We start from the raw sequence: 17,457 nt of genomic DNA on the forward strand, positions 1-17,457 counted from the left end.
GCAACCGGACTTCCTAAATAAGCATTAGGTTTTTCAGTTGAAATCCAGCTAGTGCCATTCCAAATTCCCATCATTCGAGATACCTTATCACCTGCATAGTAAAAATCACCACCTACATACAACCATTTATTAACACTATCAAAAACCATGGATTTCACATCAGCACTTTGATAGGAATGTTCTGGTTGTACACCTTCACCCAACGGCAGCCATGTTTGAGCATAGACGCTATTATGAAACGCTAATGCAATTAAGCAGTAAATAACATATTTCATGATTATTGAATGATAATAGGTTTTACAATAAAATCAGCATTAGCAAGACATTTTACAAAATAAATCCCCGGTTCAAGTTTTGATTTAAATTGTATATTTTCTACAACTTCTGATCCATTTAAGTAGTATTCTTTTGACCACAAGATTCGCATGGAGCAATCTGACAAGGTAAATTCTACCTTTCCCTCAAACGTTTTTGTAGATTTTAGTTTTAAAGTAAAATTACCATCATTAGGATTTGGGAAAACTGAGCATATTATTCTGTTTTCCAAGCTATTATATTCAAGCGTATCGGAAGCCTCCCGGCAAATTCCCGAGTAACTTACTATATGATGGTTAGATTCAAATGAACAATCTCCAACACCGGAAAATGTTTTTTTATACCTACAAAAATATTCAGCACCAGAAAGAGGAATATCACTGTTATGATAGGTATAATTTTGATTTGTTTCTCCGCTGATTTCAACTCCATTCATAACCCATTGATAAGTATAACCACTAACAGCAGTGGCATTTAAGGTATAGCTTCCAGATCCAGTACAAATTTGAAAAGCTCCGCAGTTCGTACAAAGATTAGGTTTGGATGTAACCGTAATAGTCTTTGTTGCACTTCCACAGCATCCATTTGAATTATCATGAACATTTATTGAATTCACAGTATAATTAAATGTGCCCTCAGTTTCTGGTTGTGCAATCACAGAACTACCAGTTAATGCTTGCAGCCCACCATTCGCTGGTTCTTGCCATTGATAATATGAAGTATTCGTTCCAGAAGTAGAGGCAGTTAATTTAATACATTGACCAAGAAATATAGACCCACTTGTAGACGAAATGCTCGGAGTCGGATCGCTCCCGGTCCTATTTATTGTAATACTGGCATCATTTGTTACACCGGGACATTGTAAACTCCCGTCATCTGAAGCAACAGTTCCATAAACTTTAAATGTACTATTACCATTTGCTAAATTACCTGTTGTAGAGTATTTAGGGTTAGTACCACTTTGTAGTAATGTTTCATTTCCTCCGTTTACTGATTTAAAGTCATAATTTCCATAATGTATAAATCCATCAGAGCCTTTTTGGTCTGCTCCTTCAGCCTGAATAGTTATTGCTTCATTACAAACGGATAATCTAGGTGGTGGAATGAAATCTATGCTTGGAATGATAGTGATATGTGCAAATGATTTAGCGGTTTTTTGGGATGACTGTTGATAAATATCTACTTCCAAAATAAATGAATCTGAAGGATAATTTGAATTTGATGGGGATAAGGTAAATGTATTCGTAGACGCACTTGAAGTTTGAGTACCTAAAGTAACAGCCGGATATTCTGAAATATCTTTGTAAGTATATGTAATTGAACCCGGGTTTAAACCAAATGGCTCGCTAACCGACAAAACAATATCCTCGTTAGCACAAAAAGGGTGATTTACCACTATGAGTATATTGAATGTTTACAGCTGAATTATTATCGCTTCGATCAACATACGCATCAGCTAACGTATAACAGCCGGTTGTTGAATTTATTCCGGTTACAGTATAATTCATATAATTATAATACGAAACATCATTGTAGTTATGCTCTGATGATGAGTAGGATGTGTATTGATTAGGACGGGCATAGACCTGTGACCCCGTAATAGTGCTGGTACCACCCGTTGATGATGTATATAAACCTAATCCAGGGCCCCACCAATAGTTAAGACCGGTCGTCTGGCTCGTTGCCTGAAGAGATACTCCAGTTCCTGCTGCAATGTCATATGTAGCTGGATCTGCAGAAACACTTGAAGTTACGTTTAAATCAGGTTTGACATTCGCAGTTACACTACATTGCGCAGTGCTACCGTTGTCCCCCGTAACAGTTATGGTGTAAGAGCCGTTAAGAATTGGGATTAATGAAGTATTATTTCCTTCATAATTACTTAAATATATCAATGAAACGTCTCCTATAACAGGATGTGAATTAGGTATGCAATTGGGACAAGGGCTTACTAAATTCCAGGAATAGGTAGAAGCCCCTGTTGCTGAAATGTTAACTGCAGACCCAGCAAATGGGATTCCTTGTTGAAAGCCTCCTTGCATATCAATAGCCAGAGGAATCATACATCCTGGTTTTGTATCACATTTGATGATGACGCTTGATTTTACTTGATAGATTCTAGTTATGGAATATTTGGGAATTGTAACCAAGGTTGAAAGAGAGTTGACCGTTATTGGATCAGGATGCATTAGTGGTGGGTAATTAATGTGATCAATATCAGTACTTGTTCCTAACTTGGTTTTGCCATCTTGAGTGAAATATGCTACGTCCTTATTCCCAATAATATAGCAAAAAGGGTTTATATAGCTCTTTCCATTAAGCTCAGTTAAACTTATTTGTTCATAGCCATAGGCACCAGATGTCCAACCAAAATCTTTAGGAGAAACTTCCTTAGGCTGATCACCTAAGTTTATTATAATTACTTGTTCAACATCATCTATTGAATTAGGTTTATAAAACTTCCATGAATAAAGAGCCGAATACGGAGTATTTAAAATTATATAACTATTGTCAAAATTAAGCTTTGTTGCATATGTATTTTCCCTCATAGCTTCGCCAATTAATTTTAAACAATCACCTGTGGCAGTTAACTCCCATGGTTTGGTTGTTAAGTTTGTAAAAACGTCACCAAATTTGCTAAAAGAAAACCCCTTATCATCTACGAAGAAAGCACCACTGTTTGCATCCAAAGTACTGGTTTGTACATATACATGTTTTATAACATCAAAATCTAAATATTGAAGCGTTAATGCAGCCATGTATAGTCCATGCGCCCATGAGCCTGATAAAGCCACCCTATCATCACTTAAATTAAATTCAGTAACCCAGGCTTCAATGCCTGCGGGAACAACTTTAAGAGATTTTGCTCTAAAATTATCGTTTACCTGACTGAATGGCACTGAAAGAATGGTTGGTAAATTAGAAACCTGTGGGAAATATGTGTTTTGCCCACCTGGAGTAACTCCGGAAGATGGATAATTGTGAAAACTTAATGCATCCCCGGTCTGAAGATGTAAATTACTCCCCCCAGTATTTGGTAGTCCTAAAACCGCATTCCAAGTATTTTCCCTGCAAATACCTCCATCAGTATTTATTGAAGCGCCATTGTTGTTGTCATCTTCAATACCAGGTGATGATGCCACTACGGAAACCTTCAAATTATTGAATTTAGATTCATTCGTTTTAAGAAAATGAAGATTGTCAAGATAAGTATTAGCAGTAGCTATATAACTTGTAGCATTGGGATAAGCACACCATGTTTTTTGATTACCTCCTTTGTAAAGTTCATTGCCCAATTCAACATACTTTAAATTCATATTCAGGTCACGTGCCATGTATAATTCCTTAACATCAAAATCATAGGTGGAGAATATCATGTTAAAATGGAATAAAGCGTCGGCCTTATTAGCGTCCAGATTATATTTAATATCCGTTAATCTATCGCTAATAACTTGTGGTTTAGGTTTATATAAGTCTTCACCAATACAGCCAATATTTTGAGGAAGACTTACTGAAGCCTCACCTGTATTTTGATAAATGTCTGGTTCGCTATACCATCCTTTATCCCAATCCCAGTATCCGCTACCGAAATGAAGTCGGAAAATCCGGCTGTTTAATTTAGTTATATTCGTGGCAAAGGACCAATCATTCCATCCGCCCGATCCATATCCAATTTCAGTTGAAGCATCATCCAAATGCACTGTCTTTGTATTTTCCGTATTATAACCAAGCCAGTCTTGCACTCCATCTGCATCTATGGATCTTCCTGTTCCGATAATGCTTAGAATAGATAAATAATCAGCAGGACGGATTGTAATTGCTGATATATCCAGATTTGATGCGCTTATAAGTGATGCATTTATAGAACCTTTAGATAGCAGTGAAGTGTTACCATTAAGAGTGTCACCTTTAATATTTCCTTTAACCAGATAATTTCCACCAGCATTGACAGTATGGTGAAAATTATATTTACCACTAATAATAAAAAAGACTCTTTCTGGATTATTCGTGAGGTTATTAATAAAAGCTCCCTTATTTAATACTAAAGAATCACGGATAAGAAAAATAAAATACGCATCGCTACTACCGCTGAGGGTTAGGGTGTCATTTAAATATCCCATGCTATCTATTTTGTACACGCCGGATGAATAAAGATGCTTATTAAGATTAACATGAATAGAAGTAGCAGAGAGTTTTTTAAATCGGGAAATAACTGAATCTAAATCAGTTAATGCCGAATCAACTCCTGATGTGTTGATATAAATTCCATTTGAAGCATATACTTTGTTTGAAACAGTAGTTTTAGCCCCCACTTTCCCACTTACATTTATTGAATCAGCTAGGGTAATGCTTTGGCTCGATAAAAGTCCATAGGATGAAGTTTTCTTCTTAGCTGGTGGCAGTATGGTTACAACAACGTTGTCTGAAGCTGCACACCCTACGGAATCTACTACTGTAACTGAAAAATTACAGGCGGCAGAATAAGAAGTTGCGGGATTAGACACCGTTTGATTGCTTAATATATCAGAATGATTCCAATTATAGATGTAGGGTGTTTTTCCTCCCATTGCTGTAGGCAGACCACCAATATTTAACGAACCATACCCTAAGTATAAAGTTGTATCTCTTCCTGCATTAATTGAAAGCTTTGGATAAACTTTGATAACAAGTGTGTCTTTAGAAACACATCCATTCGCATTTGTTACCGTAACATCGTATGAAGTAGTTATTATTGGTGAAATAACTGGATTAGCTAACCATGCAATTGTATCCATCCCTGTTTTCCAAATAGTTTTAAATCCGTTACTAACATTTTCAGCAGTTGGTCCTCCACCAATTATAATGGAGGAACCCGCACCACAAATCAATTGGTCGCTACCAGCATGTACTACTGGAGTCTGTTTAATAGTTACTACAGAAGTATCATATGCAAGCGTATGATCAAGGTCCGTTACGGTTAAAACATACAACTGTGTAACAGAAGGTTGGGCTATGGGATTGGGAGAGGAAATAGAACTTAATGAACTATCAGGAGACCATGAATAAGTCAGTGCCCCAATCCCCCCTGTACCTGATGGATTTCCTCCTAAATATTTTGTTCCCCCTTTGCAAAAGGATGTATCTGTCCCTGCATGCGCATATAAAGAAGGAGATTTTTTACTGATTATAAAATATCCGAATATACTTACTGGATATACATTTTGAATATTACCAGAAGAAGTTGTTCCCGACGTGGTAACCGTACCGGTATTATGCCACTTCGCTCCATCCCACCGTCCGATCTTTAAAGTAGAAAGTGTATAAATATCACAGGTGGTTGCATCCCAATAAAGAGTAAGCTTCACATTGCTACTGCCAATCATTCGCTTCGTATTCCAATACTCACAATCACTGACATAGGTAAGTGAGTCTTTGGCACTTCCTAATGTTTGTTGTGTATTAAAGTACTCAGCTCTAAAAGCATCGGTGGTCAATGACGGTGCAGTAATGGCAATTGGTTTATACGTTGCTCCCTTCCCCACCGGAAAGGTGAAAGCACTATTCCCGATCTTTATAACTGGTCCTTTAACAAAGCTCGTGTTTGAAACACTCGTAGCCGTTGCTCCACTCCGAAGGGTTAAAACATTGGTTGTATCGGTAATAATATACCCATTGACTAAATCTAAATTATTAGAAACTGATACCGCTTTCTGCAACGTCACCTGTCCCCCACTTTTATCCACCACCATCTTATACAACTGTGGTGATGCTGCACCGTAGATATTTTGATTATTTGTACCAGTGAATTTGAAGGTCGTATTCCCTATCGAAGTTACTGATGTATTGTTCCATTTGATATCCTTCAATATTTTCAATATGCCACCGTTAATGATACAGTCAGCACTTTGGGAAGTGACGAAGGTATCTGCCACTTGCACGGTTCCAGAAATGGTATGCACTCCTCCTAAGCCAAACATTTCAAGGTCGTAGAACTTCATGGTACCTGATGAGCTATTCTTTAAGCTGTTATTGTAGTAACACATTACCCGTGAAATTCCTTCATTCACGGTTCCTGCTATATATTCCCACATAGTGCTTCCACCCATACCTATTCTACCCATTAAGGTTACCGTTCCGCCGGTTTTATTGAATTGTATATTGGGAAGCTTTCCGGAAATCGTGCTCCCCTGGTTGTCATTTATGGTCTGAGTACCCGTACCGTTAACGATGATGGTAACCGTTCCTCCACCTACTGAAGCTGTATTAGAACTTAAGATATTACCCGGTACTTCAATGGTTGAGCTTGTGATGGTGTTTAAAAAGAGCTGGTTGCTGCCGGATAACGTCAGCTTATGATCCACCTCAAGTGTTATATTCTTAATCGTGAACTGTGTGGTCTGGGACGGAGCAGTAAACTCAGCATCATAGAAGATATAGCGGCTGGTATTAGCTGATGAATTGACAACCGTAGTGGTATTAGATGCTTTTTTGAAAACAATTTTACCACTGTTGTGGGTGAAGCTTCCTGTCTTTAGCGTTACATCTCCTGCTAAGGTCATGGTGCCTGAAGTACTGGTGAAAGCAGTTCCGTCAATGGTAAATGAGCTATTGCAGTTGATGGTGGCACTGCCTCCACTAAAGATCCCTCCTTTGAAGCTTCCGATATCAAAGGAGAGTGTCTTGCCGGTATTCAAAGAAACGGTGCCGGTGTACAGTGAAGTCATGGTCACCTTGGCAACGGTCATGTTTGAATCCAAGGTCGCACTGGTTACCGAACAGTTATTGAAGATGATGGTATCAATTAAGGTCGGTGGCGTAGTTGCTATTCCACCACTGCAGCTTCCAACCTGATAGTTGCCTTTAACCTTCATACTGGTCGAGGTGCCTTGTGGCTTCCAGTAGAGGTTCCGTTGTGAGTAACTATTTGATGAAATGAAAAAGAGTAGAGAAAAAAGGAGTGAGGACAGTAATAATTTTTTCATGTAAGTGAATCAGGTTGAGAATAGTGAGAATACGGAAATTGATTAGGCGCAGTGAGGTGTGGACGTATCTATTCCACACTACATTAAAAGGTAATGCGATATTGTTTCCTTAGAAGTACGATGCTTTGTACTCCATCTCTTCGACGGTAGTTGCTTCAGTGGTTAGAAGAAGGTCGAGGTAATAGTCACCATGAGAAAAGGTTCCAAGTGGCAGCACAAGCATGTTATCTGCTTCACTTAGGTTGGTTCCTAAAGTGAAGGTTTGATTCGATAGGTCACTGCTGTCGGGAGCTGAGCCGATGAGTATTTGTACCGATTGTACTGGAAGGCTGTCTGAGAGAAATACAGTGAGGTTACCAGAAGTCCAGTCAATGGAACTATCTAAGATTTTTGTTTGAGCCTTTGTAACAAGCATAGAAGAGAGAAGCACACAGAGTGTGGAGAAAAATTTCATAAGTTAAATAGGGATTAAGAAAAGGTAAGAATAATAAATACAAAATTACACCTAAAACATATATGATTCTTAAAGGTTAATCAGATATTATACAAATTCATCAACTTTTCTTAATATAAAGAATAACAAGCGTCGATAATATAACTTTTAATCTTTTGATTTTATATTTAGAATTCCTCTCCCTTGCCGGCGTCCTCGCCGACCATATTCGAGAAAGGGAAAATTCTTTTCGTTCAACAGATAGCTTTCATAACCCATATTTATCCACTAAATAAATCAGTGCGGCCATTGCAGCAGCACCTAATTCCAGCTCACGCCTGTTTACCTTATCAAAAGTATCGCTGGCAGCATGATGGTAATCAAAATATCTGTTTGGCGAAGGTGATAATCCACTGAGCACCGCTCCTGTATTTTTTAGATATCCTACATCAGCCCCATCGCCGCCGTGCTCGAAATCATAAATGCTATAGGGTGTGAAAAGAGGTTTCCATGATTGAATCTTTTCTCTAACTTCTTTTGGAGCATCAAATCCAAATCCAATAGGAGAAAAGCCGCCGGCGTCTGATTCAATAGCGAAAAGGTGCTTCTCATTCTTAAGCTTTGCCTGTGCTGCATACTGTTTAGCTCCCCTTGTTCCATTTTCTTCATTCATAAACATTACTGCACGAATGGTATGGGATGGATGCATGTTTAATTGCTTAAAAATCCTCAGCACTTCAATACTTTGCACAGCTCCTGCTCCATCATCATGCGCACCATTTCCGGTTTCCCATGCATCAATATGGCCACCAACTGTAATATATTCATCCCGATGATCGGCACCGCGTAATTCCGCTATTACATTATAGGAAAGCACATCCGGAAGCATCTCACAGGTTTGTCTGAAATAAAATTTTGTGCCGGGATCTTGTTTCAGTTGTGAACTGAGCTCATCAGCTGCCATAGTGCTGAGCGCACAGGCTGGAATTTTCCTGGTAGAATCACGGTAGCCCAAAGAACCGGTATGTGGAAAATCATCGTGCGCAGTAGATACAGAGCGAATCACAACTGCAACGGCTCCAAAGCTGGCTGCAGAATCAGGGCCTGAAAAGCGATATTGAACGGCATCACCGTATGCATCGAAGGTGCTGATTTTAGTTTGATCCATCGGATGGTTAAAAAAGACAATCTTCCCCTGTATATTTTTTCGCCCTAAAGAATCCAGCTCTCTCCAATTTCTTACTTCAATAAGTGAGGCTGTAATTCCCTGGACACCTGTTCCAGTTGAATTGCCAAGAGCGCAAATGGTCAACGGCTTTTTTTCAGATTTGGAACTTATGTAATAGGCAATTTCTTTTTCACCCCTTACCCAGTGAGGAACCATGCAGGGCTGCAGCCAGACAGAGTCTACACCAAGATCGAGCATAAGCTTTTTTGTGTATTCTACAGCACCTGCAGCACCGGGTGACCCAGCCAGTCGTTTCCCATAATCACGGCAGAGCACTTCAAGATTGCTATACGCTTCACCCTTTAGGAGTGCCTGATTAAAAATTTTACGAAGCGTAACTGAATCTGAATTCTGGGAGAATAATGGTAAAGCAATAAATAAATAAGAAATAGAAAGAATTACTGATTTCATGTAAAAGATTTAAGATCTGAAAAATAAATGCCAGTGAGTGGAATGAATTATATTATTAAATTATTCTGCAATGGGTAGATATAAATATCAGAAAGATAGTTGTATTCGCAGCACATGTCAGATAAGTGCGCTTCTACATAATTTTACTCCTATCTGATTCTGAGGCAGCCGCCAGATCTAAAAACCAATGTAACTCACCTGTATCAGGCTTTATCAATTGTGCCGGATATTGGTCTGGAGTAAAAGCTCCTTCTATCACCTTTTTTACCATCGCGGCTTTATTTTCTCCGGTAACTAAAAATGCAATCTGAGAAGCTTTATTTACAATAGGTGCAGTAAGGGTAATGCGCTCCATTTGCTGTTCTTCCACATAACATCCGCTTACCCATTTTGCTTTCTCTGCAACAAGCGGTGATTCGGGGAAAATGGATAACGTATGACCGTTGTCACCCATTCCCAGCAATACCAGATCGAACGAATTTTTTTCTGTATCAAAGTAATCGTGTAGAATTTTTTTATACGCTGCTACAGAATCTTCTAACTTAATATCAGTGCGCATGTAATGAATTTGGTCTGGTGGAATTGGTACCTTAGAAAGAAGAGCATCATAAGCCATTTTTCCATTATTTCTAATGTCATCGAATGACACGTAACGTTCATCACCAAAAAAAATATGCAGTTGCTTCCATAATATCTTATCACTTGCAGGTGATTGCGCTAATAACTCATAAAGTTGTTTTGGGGAGTTTCCTCCGGAAATTGCCCAGGTGAAAATTTCCTGGTGCATTAAGACCTTTCCAATATAATTAATGATCCAGTCGGCAAAAACAGCGATAAGCTTTTTCGGAGTTTCTTCAACATGAATTCGCATTGTTTTATATAAGATGCAATTTTATGAGCCGCCTTCATTCTGAGGCAATGAAATCCAATACCTGCCATCTCTTGAAATTAATGCTTCGGCATCTTCAGGTCCCCAGGAACCTGGCTTATAGTTCGGGAAGTCGGACGGGATCCTCGACTCCCACGCTTCTAAAATGGGAGTGATCACAGTCCAGGCAGCCTCAACCTGATCTGCCCTCATAAACAAGGTGGCATCACCCTGCATTACATCGAGCAACAGGGTTTCATAGGCTTCCGGAGAATTGCCGTCGTAAGCGGTTTTATAATTAAAAACCATATCTACGGGATCCAGCACCATCGATTGTCCCGGGCGCTTCGCCTGAAAACGAATCCGTGTATCTTCTTCAGGCTGAATACGAATTGTAAGCCTGTTCGGCCGCCAGCTGGTTCCTGCTTCCGAAGGAAAAGCATAATGTGGCGCTGGCCGGAACTGTAAGGTGATTAAAGTAGTTTTTTCTTCCAAGTATTTACCGGTGCGCACATAAAATGGAATTCCTTCCCACCGCCAATTGTCAATAATAAATTTTACAGCCGCAAATGTTTCGGTCCCCGATTTCGGGCTTACATCTTTTTCGTTTCTATAAGCACTTACTTTTTCTCCGTTAATATTACCGCTGTTATATTGTCCACGGACGGCAAACTGATGCACTTCGTCCTTAGTAATCGGATGTATGGCGTTCAGCACATCCACTTTTTTATTACGGATTTCATTTGCTTCAAAGCTAACAGGAGCTTCCATAGCAATCATGCAGATAAGCTGAAGTATGTGGTTTTGCACCATGTCTCGCAATGCACCGGAGGTATCATAATAGCCTGCACGGTTTTCAAGACCAACCGTTTCTGCAGCTGTGATCTGCACATGGTCGAGGAAATTGCGATTCCAGATTGGTTCAAATAAGGTATTGGCAAAGCGCAACGCAAGGATATTCTGTACCGTTTCTTTTCCTAAATAGTGGTCGATGCGGTAGATCTGGTCTTCCGCAAAAATCCCCTGTAAAAGATTATTCAGCTCGTGCGCGCTTTGCAGGTCGTGACCAAATGGTTTTTCTACTACAATGCGTGTACATTTTTTATCAGCACAAATTTCAAGCTTACCTAAGAGGGGAGCAATTTCAGGCACCAGCTGCGGTGCCACAGCCATGTAAAAAATAGAATTTGGATGAATGCCCCATTCCCTCTCTTTATTTTTAACGATGTCCGCTATCTGAGGATAAGCACCTGCATCGGATGCATCCATCTTCAGATAAGATATGTGATCAGAAAAAGATTTCCATTTATCCGGGATTTCATTTTGCCTGCGTGAAAACTTTTGCAAGCCTTCCAGCAAATGATTTTTATAATCGCTATCAGAAAATTCTCCCCTGGAAATACCGATAATCTCGAATTTTTCCGGAAGAAAATCATCCAGGAAAAGATTGTAGAGCGCCGGAGTGAGCTTACGGAAGTTGAGATCGCCGCTTCCTCCAAAAATAAACAGGAGTGAAGCTGATGGTCGTTTATCTTTTTGCATTTAGTATATTATTGATTCCATTCTGTATGAAAGGTGCCGGACATGTCAACACGTTGGTAGGTATGTGCCCCAAATAAATCCCTTTGTGCCTGTATCAGGTTTGTAGGTAACTGAGCGCTCCGGTACGCATCGAAATAGGAAATTGCAGCCATCATTCCCGCAACGGGAAATCCATTTTTTACAGCCTCCGTAATTACTTGCCGGATCGATTGCTCTTTAGATTTCAATAGGGAAGCCACGTTAGGATCAAGCAAAATATTAGAAAGGGAAGCAGTTTTATTGAATGCCTGAAGGAAAATTTCCAGGAGTGCTGAGCGGATAATGCATCCACCGCGCCATATCCTTACCACCTCAGGAACTGGAATTTCCATTTTCAATTCTTCGGAAGCTTTTTGAAGCATTGCCAGTCCCTGTGCATAACAAATTATGGTAGCAAAATGCAGAGCATCCCGCAATTGATCTTGGGATATGCCTGGCTTATTATTTAAATCCTGAGATGAATATAACTGAGCTACTGCTACTCTTTCTTCTTTATATGAAGAAAGGTCGCGCATGGAAACTGCGATATCAATCACCGGGACAGGCACAGGCAAATCCATAGCATCCTGTGAAGTCCACTTACCGGTGCCCTTTGATCCGGCTTTATCGAGTATCAAATCGACGAGCCTGTTAGGAGTTTTGTCATCCTGCTGCAAAAAAATAGCTGCTGTTATTTCTAGAAGAAAAGATTTCATATCTCCTTCGTTCCAGGCAGCGTACACTCCATGAAGCTGGTCGTTGTTTAATCCTGCTCCTTTTTTCAGAAGCCAGTACGTTTCGCTGATGAGTTGCATAATGGCGTATTCAATACCATTGTGCACCATCTTAACATAGTGGCCCGCAGCATCTTTACCCAGGTAGGCCACGCATGCGCTATCGCCAACCTTTGCTGCTACAGCTTGCAGTATTTGCTTAATTGAATTGTAGGCTTCCTGGTCTCCACCGGGCATAATGCTCGGACCGTTTCGGGCGCCTCGTTCTCCTCCCGAGATACCTATTCCCATAAAATGGATTCCTTTTTCTTCCACGTATTTTACACGCCGGAGTGTATCGGTATAATGAGAATTTCCCCCGTCTATGATTACGTCGCCTTTTTCCAGCAGCGGCAATAAATTTTCAATTACGTCATCTACCGGCTTGCCTGCTGGTACCAGCATCATTATTTTACGCGGCCTGTTCAGTGCTTTGGTCATTTGTGCAAGAGTTGGAAAACCTTTCACCTGTGAGCCGGGTGTTGCCGCCGACTCCAGCTGAGAAATTTTCCCTGTATCCAGATCAAATCCTGCTGCGGCGAATCCATGATCAGCCATATTAAGCAAGAGGTTGCGGCCCATGGTTCCTAAGCCGATCATTCCAAAATCAAATAGGTAAGAAGCCACGTGTTGTGCTTAAGTTTATTTACATCGCCAAAGATACTTATTTCAATAAAGGGCCTCTAAATGGCTTTATCCTGAAGAGGAAAAATTTAGTGAAATTCGAAGCTAACTTTGAATTTTTCAAGAATTATTAGAAAAGAATTTTGCTTCAACTCCTTCTTTATTTTAAGTCGATCTCCGAGGTAATAGAGTCTTATAAATTTTACAATTTCTATTTAAGTTCTGAAAATTTTCAGATAAGGGTCAAAAATAAATACGCGATCCCTGGCTGCACCTGTTATTTCTTTCACCGTCCCTGCCTCTTGAAAGGTTGAAATAAGAAGGCCCGATGTTTTTGGGGTAAGATTTAGAGATTCACTGATTTGGTTAATAGTAGTTGCCGGTTGCCTGAAAAGATAGTTCAATAATGGTATTGCATTTTTTACTTTTTTCCCCATCATCATCACCTTATCTTCAAGCAGGTGTTCTTTCAAAGAAATAATTTTTTTCAATGTATTTAAGGCATCTTCCCCCGTTTGAATTACTCCACTTAAGAAAAATATAAGGATCGGGCTTATTTTACTTTGAGGCCCTAAAGTAAAATAGTGTGTGCCGCTATTTTACTTTGTTACAAACAGAAATAAGCAACCCTTGGCTTTCATTGAATTATAATACCGTTATAACCCCAACTCTTTCTTTTGCTTATCATCAATTTCCCCCGGGGCATCGAGCATCATATCCCGTCCCATATTATTTTTAGGAAAAGCGATAAAGTCACGAATGTTTTCCTGGTTCGCAATCGTAATAGAACAAAACCGATCGAAGCCAAAAGCAATTCCTCCGTGAGGAGGCGCACCGAATTCAAAAGCATTCAGGATAAAACCAAATTTGCTTTCCGCTTCTTCCCTCGAAAGGCCGAGCATCTTAAACATCCGCATCTGGTCATTCCTGTTGTGAATACGAATAGAGCCTCCTCCAATTTCCACTCCATTAATCACCACATCATATGCATTTGCCTTTACTCTTCCGGGATTGGTATCTAAAAGCCCATCCTCTTCTTTCCTCCACGAAGTGAATGGATGATGCATTGCATTCCATCTTTTTTCATCTTCATCATATTCCAGCAAAGGAAAATCAAGGACCCACAGCGGTTTGAAATCTTCTGCCTTCCTGAGGCCCAGCATAGTTCCCATAAGTAATCTCAATTCACTAAGCGCTTTTACGGTTTTCAAAATATCTCCTGCAAGAAGCAATATCAGATCAGCTGGCTGCGCCTGAAACTCAGCAGTAACTTTTTTTAAATCTTCATAATCATAAAATTTATCTATTGAAGATTTTAAAGATCCATCTGCATGATACCTGATGTAGATCAATCCCTGTGCACCAACCTGGGGTTGTTTTACAAATGCGGTAAGGTCATCTATTTGCTTCCGGGAATATTCAGCGCAACCTTTTGCATTGATTCCGACTACCGCTTCGGCTTCATTAAATATTTTAAAGTCTTTTTTTTCAACCCGGTTCACTATACCATCTTTTAAATAAACAAACCTCATTTCAAAGCGCGTATCGGGCTTATCGTTCCCATACCATTTCATTGCTTCCTCATAGGTTATACGCGGAAAGGCAGGCAGCTCAATTCCTCTTACCTTTTTAAATACGTGCTTCACCATGCCCTCAAACATCTGGAGCACATCTTCACGCTCAACAAAAGCCATCTCGCAATCTATTTGTGTAAATTCAGGCTGACGATCGGCACGCAAATCTTCATCTCTAAAACAACGAACAATCTGGTAATAGCGATCAAATCCGCTGACCATCAGCAGTTGCTTAAAGGTTTGCGGAGACTGGGGTAAAGCGTAGAAATGACCCGGGTTCAGGCGGGAGGGAACTACAAAATCCCGGGCACCTTCGGGAGTTGATTTAATTAGGTGAGGAGTTTCCACATCTGCAAATCCCTCTCCGTCTAAATATTCACGGACAGCCTTTGCCACCTGGTGGCGGTGCAATAAATTTTGTTGTACCGGTTTTCTGCGCAAGTCAAGGTAGCGGTATTTCATGCGCAACTCGTCCCCGCCATCCGTTTCATCTTCAATAGTAAAAGGAGGAGTTTTTGAAACATTCAATATTTCAAAGTTTTCTGCAAAGATTTCAATATCACCTGTTGGCAAATTTGAATTGATATTCGACCGCTTATAAATGGTACCAGTAACAGAGATTACATATTCGCGGCCAAGCTCTTTCGCCCTCTCAGCGAGCTCAGCATTTTTTTCCGGGTTAAAAACCAGCTGTGTTATACCATAACGGTCGCGGAGATCAACAAAGATCATACTCCCAAAATTGCGGATACGGTGCACCCATCCGCTAAGCGTAACAGTTTTTCCTGCATCCGTAAATCGAAGTTCACCGCAGGTATTGGTTCGGTACATTACAGTAGTAGATAGGAAGCTTTATTTTGTAGTATTCTGATCCGCAAAAGTATTGTTTTGAAACAGAAAAAAATCATAGTATTAAATAACCTTCTCTTCCATAAATGCATATTGGTCCGCTATCCCCTTCATAATTAACACTTGCGCTAATATATAAGCGAACATAATAAGGAATGAACCAAGAATGAAAGGCTGTACGAACCTGTTGATTTCAGCCAGTGAATCAGACAGGAGAAAAAAAATAACACCTGCAAAAACTTGCTGAAAACTCTTATTACCTGAAACATTGAAACGACTAAATGCCATTAAAATCATTATAGTAACGATGCACTCATAAAGGATAACCGGAACCAACATATCATCCAGCTGCTTTCTAAACAAAAGAGGAAAACCAAAACCGTATGCAAAACCTATTACTACCAGCCAGGGTCTTTGCGCCAGCATCATTTTTCTATTCCTGATTTCAGTAAAAAAAGCAACAGCATAAATTATATAGGCTATTAAGAATAATACCGAACCAATAAAGAAAAAAAGAGAATCCATGGCCTGCAATGCCATGCTTATATCACCGATCCATGAAAAAAATAATGCGAACAGAATAAGATACCGGACAGGGCTAAATACATTTTTTGTTACCTGAAAAAAAGCAACCCACAAAACAGGGATCATTAAAGGCCTGGTGACCATTGCCAGCCAATCGGCAGCAAAAAAAATTGCCATCAGATTTATAAAGGCAATGATAAAATAAATACGAAGCGATGTATCAAACTTGCTTTCCATCCGGAATCAGATGCTTTTAAGAAAATTTATATACTATCCTAAAGGTCGATTAATAAACTTTTCTCACTTCCGCCTTTAGTGTATCTAGCGCCTTCTGAGTGGGTAATGCCTGCTCATTATTAATAAAGTATTCCAATACACCCCTTCCAAGGTCTTTTCCAGTTGCAGTTTCAGGCATATCAGCAGAAATACGGTTGACAATAGAAACAATTTCTTCCTTTACCTGAACAATCATCAACCAGGTGCCTGCCGAAACATAGATTTGTTGTGCAAGGTTATGCTCGAATTCAGCCCTGATATTTGAGATGAGTGCCAACTGCAAATCCCGCGCATTCATACCTGCCTTATTCACCCTCTGCAATAAATTATTAGGAGAAATCCGTTCTAAAAAAATAGTAAGGCGTTCGTATGCCTGTAACCGTACAGGTAATGAAGTTTTATAATTTTCCACACGTAGCTCTAACTGCTTGAGCTCTTTTTGTGAACCTAAAAAATTGCTTAGAATCAAATATGCCGTAAGCATAACCACCAGGGAAGGAAGAATATATTTTAAAATTTCAAGCACATCAGACCAATTCATACAAGCGAAATAATTTTAATAAGTGATAATGAAGGCAAAGATCAAAAAAACAATATTATGCTAATATTAAACGACTCAATGGAACACAATTTATACCGGCTTTGTTACTATTTTTGTATTGTAAACAGCGAGCTTTATGAATGATGTATTTTTTGAAGATAAAACAACGACCACTTTTGAATGTCCGGTATCCTTGACTGATAGTGCTGTAAATGAAATTAAACGGTTGTTGAGTGAGGAAAAAATACCCTCTGACAATGCATTGCGGATCGGGGTAAAAGGAGGTGGATGCTCTGGCATGAGTTATATATTAGGCTTTGATAAAAAGGAAGAGAATGACGAAGAATATGAAATAGAGGGAATAAAAATAATTATGAACAGATCTCATAAATTATACCTTTTTGGAATGGGCATTAATTATGAAAATGGATTAAATGCACGGGGATTTGTTTTTCAAAATCCTAATGCCACAAAAACCTGCGGTTGCGGCTCCTCTTTTTCAGCCTGAAAAAAATGAG

13 protein-coding genes are annotated in these 17,457 nt (G+C 39.6%); 1 reads left to right on the plus strand and 12 read right to left on the minus strand.

Features of this window, described 5'->3' with window-relative positions:
- From H0W62_08025 to H0W62_08080, 12 genes are all read right to left on the minus strand, one after another.
- Positions 1 to 275, minus strand: a 275-nt coding sequence (locus tag H0W62_08025) for a hypothetical protein (protein ID MBA3648481.1), incomplete at its 3' end; no start/stop codon positions are given.
- Positions 276 to 277: 2 nt separating this feature from the next.
- Positions 278 to 1,711 carry a hypothetical protein gene (locus tag H0W62_08030; protein ID MBA3648482.1) on the minus strand — a complete coding sequence of 478 codons (1,434 nt, stop codon included), beginning with the start codon at positions 1,709 to 1,711 and terminating at the stop codon, positions 278 to 280.
- Positions 1,686 to 7,277 (minus strand): hypothetical protein, encoded by a 5,592-nt coding sequence (locus tag H0W62_08035; protein MBA3648483.1) that lies wholly within the window; start codon positions 7,275 to 7,277, stop codon positions 1,686 to 1,688. The genes H0W62_08030 and H0W62_08035 overlap by 26 nt, the downstream gene beginning before the upstream one ends.
- A gap of 109 nt (positions 7,278 to 7,386) precedes the next feature.
- On the minus strand, positions 7,387 to 7,731 hold the full coding sequence (locus tag H0W62_08040) for a hypothetical protein (GenBank protein MBA3648484.1): 345 nt from the start codon (positions 7,729 to 7,731) through the stop codon (positions 7,387 to 7,389).
- Positions 7,732 to 7,978: 247 nt separating this feature from the next.
- Entirely contained in the window at positions 7,979 to 9,349 is a 1,371-nt protein-coding gene (locus tag H0W62_08045) for a M20/M25/M40 family metallo-hydrolase (GenBank protein ID MBA3648485.1), read from the minus strand.
- 133 nt (positions 9,350 to 9,482) lie between these two features.
- Complete coding sequence (gene pgl / locus H0W62_08050) at positions 9,483 to 10,220, minus strand: 6-phosphogluconolactonase (protein ID MBA3648486.1); 738 nt, start codon at positions 10,218 to 10,220, stop codon at positions 9,483 to 9,485.
- Positions 10,221 to 10,241: 21 nt separating this feature from the next.
- Entirely contained in the window at positions 10,242 to 11,759 is a 1,518-nt protein-coding gene (locus H0W62_08055) for a glucose-6-phosphate dehydrogenase (GenBank protein ID MBA3648487.1), read from the minus strand.
- 8 nt (positions 11,760 to 11,767) lie between these two features.
- On the minus strand, positions 11,768 to 13,150 hold the full coding sequence (gndA, locus tag H0W62_08060; protein ID MBA3648488.1) for an NADP-dependent phosphogluconate dehydrogenase: 1,383 nt from the start codon (positions 13,148 to 13,150) through the stop codon (positions 11,768 to 11,770).
- 239 nt (positions 13,151 to 13,389) lie between these two features.
- Positions 13,390 to 13,647, minus strand: a complete 258-nt coding sequence (locus tag H0W62_08065) for a hypothetical protein (protein MBA3648489.1) — start codon at positions 13,645 to 13,647, stop codon at positions 13,390 to 13,392.
- 183 nt (positions 13,648 to 13,830) lie between these two features.
- Positions 13,831 to 15,579 (minus strand): aspartate--tRNA ligase, encoded by a 1,749-nt coding sequence (gene aspS, locus H0W62_08070; GenBank protein ID MBA3648490.1) that lies wholly within the window; start codon positions 15,577 to 15,579, stop codon positions 13,831 to 13,833.
- Positions 15,580 to 15,660: 81 nt separating this feature from the next.
- Positions 15,661 to 16,359 (minus strand): lysoplasmalogenase, encoded by a 699-nt coding sequence (locus tag H0W62_08075; protein ID MBA3648491.1) that lies wholly within the window; start codon positions 16,357 to 16,359, stop codon positions 15,661 to 15,663.
- A gap of 49 nt (positions 16,360 to 16,408) precedes the next feature.
- Positions 16,409 to 16,939, minus strand: coding sequence for a hypothetical protein (locus tag H0W62_08080; protein ID MBA3648492.1), 531 nt, complete (start codon positions 16,937 to 16,939; stop codon positions 16,409 to 16,411).
- A gap of 136 nt (positions 16,940 to 17,075) precedes the next feature.
- Here H0W62_08080 and H0W62_08085 point away from each other — a divergent pair, with 136 nt between their 5' ends.
- Entirely contained in the window at positions 17,076 to 17,447 is a 372-nt protein-coding gene (locus tag H0W62_08085) for an iron-sulfur cluster assembly accessory protein (GenBank protein MBA3648493.1), read from the plus strand.
- Positions 17,448 to 17,457: the final 10 nt, after the last annotated feature.

It is taken from the genome of Chitinophagales bacterium, assembly GCA_013816805.1.
GTDB lineage: Bacteria > Bacteroidota > Bacteroidia > Chitinophagales > UBA10324 > MGR-bin340.

Bases quoted from the DNA above. Each gene is read 5' to 3' on its own strand.
- H0W62_08035 (MBA3648483.1), bottom strand. From the start codon at position 7,277: ATGAAAAAATTATTACTGTCCTCACTCCTTTTTTCTCTACTCTTTTTC.
- H0W62_08040 (MBA3648484.1), bottom strand. From the start codon at position 7,731: ATGAAATTTTTCTCCACACTCTGTGTGCTTCTCTCTTCTATGCTTGTT.
- H0W62_08045 (MBA3648485.1), bottom strand. From the start codon at position 9,349: ATGAAATCAGTAATTCTTTCTATTTCTTATTTATTTATTGCTTTACCA.
- pgl (MBA3648486.1), bottom strand. From the start codon at position 10,220: ATGCGAATTCATGTTGAAGAAACTCCGAAAAAGCTTATCGCTGTTTTT.
- H0W62_08055 (MBA3648487.1), bottom strand. From the start codon at position 11,759: ATGCAAAAAGATAAACGACCATCAGCTTCACTCCTGTTTATTTTTGGA.
- gndA (MBA3648488.1), bottom strand. From the start codon at position 13,150: ATGATCGGCTTAGGAACCATGGGCCGCAACCTCTTGCTTAATATGGCT.
- aspS (MBA3648490.1), bottom strand. From the start codon at position 15,579: ATGTACCGAACCAATACCTGCGGTGAACTTCGATTTACGGATGCAGGA.
- H0W62_08075 (MBA3648491.1), bottom strand. From the start codon at position 16,359: ATGGAAAGCAAGTTTGATACATCGCTTCGTATTTATTTTATCATTGCC.
- H0W62_08080 (MBA3648492.1), bottom strand. From the start codon at position 16,939: ATGAATTGGTCTGATGTGCTTGAAATTTTAAAATATATTCTTCCTTCC.
- H0W62_08085 (MBA3648493.1), top strand. From the start codon at position 17,076: ATGAATGATGTATTTTTTGAAGATAAAACAACGACCACTTTTGAATGT.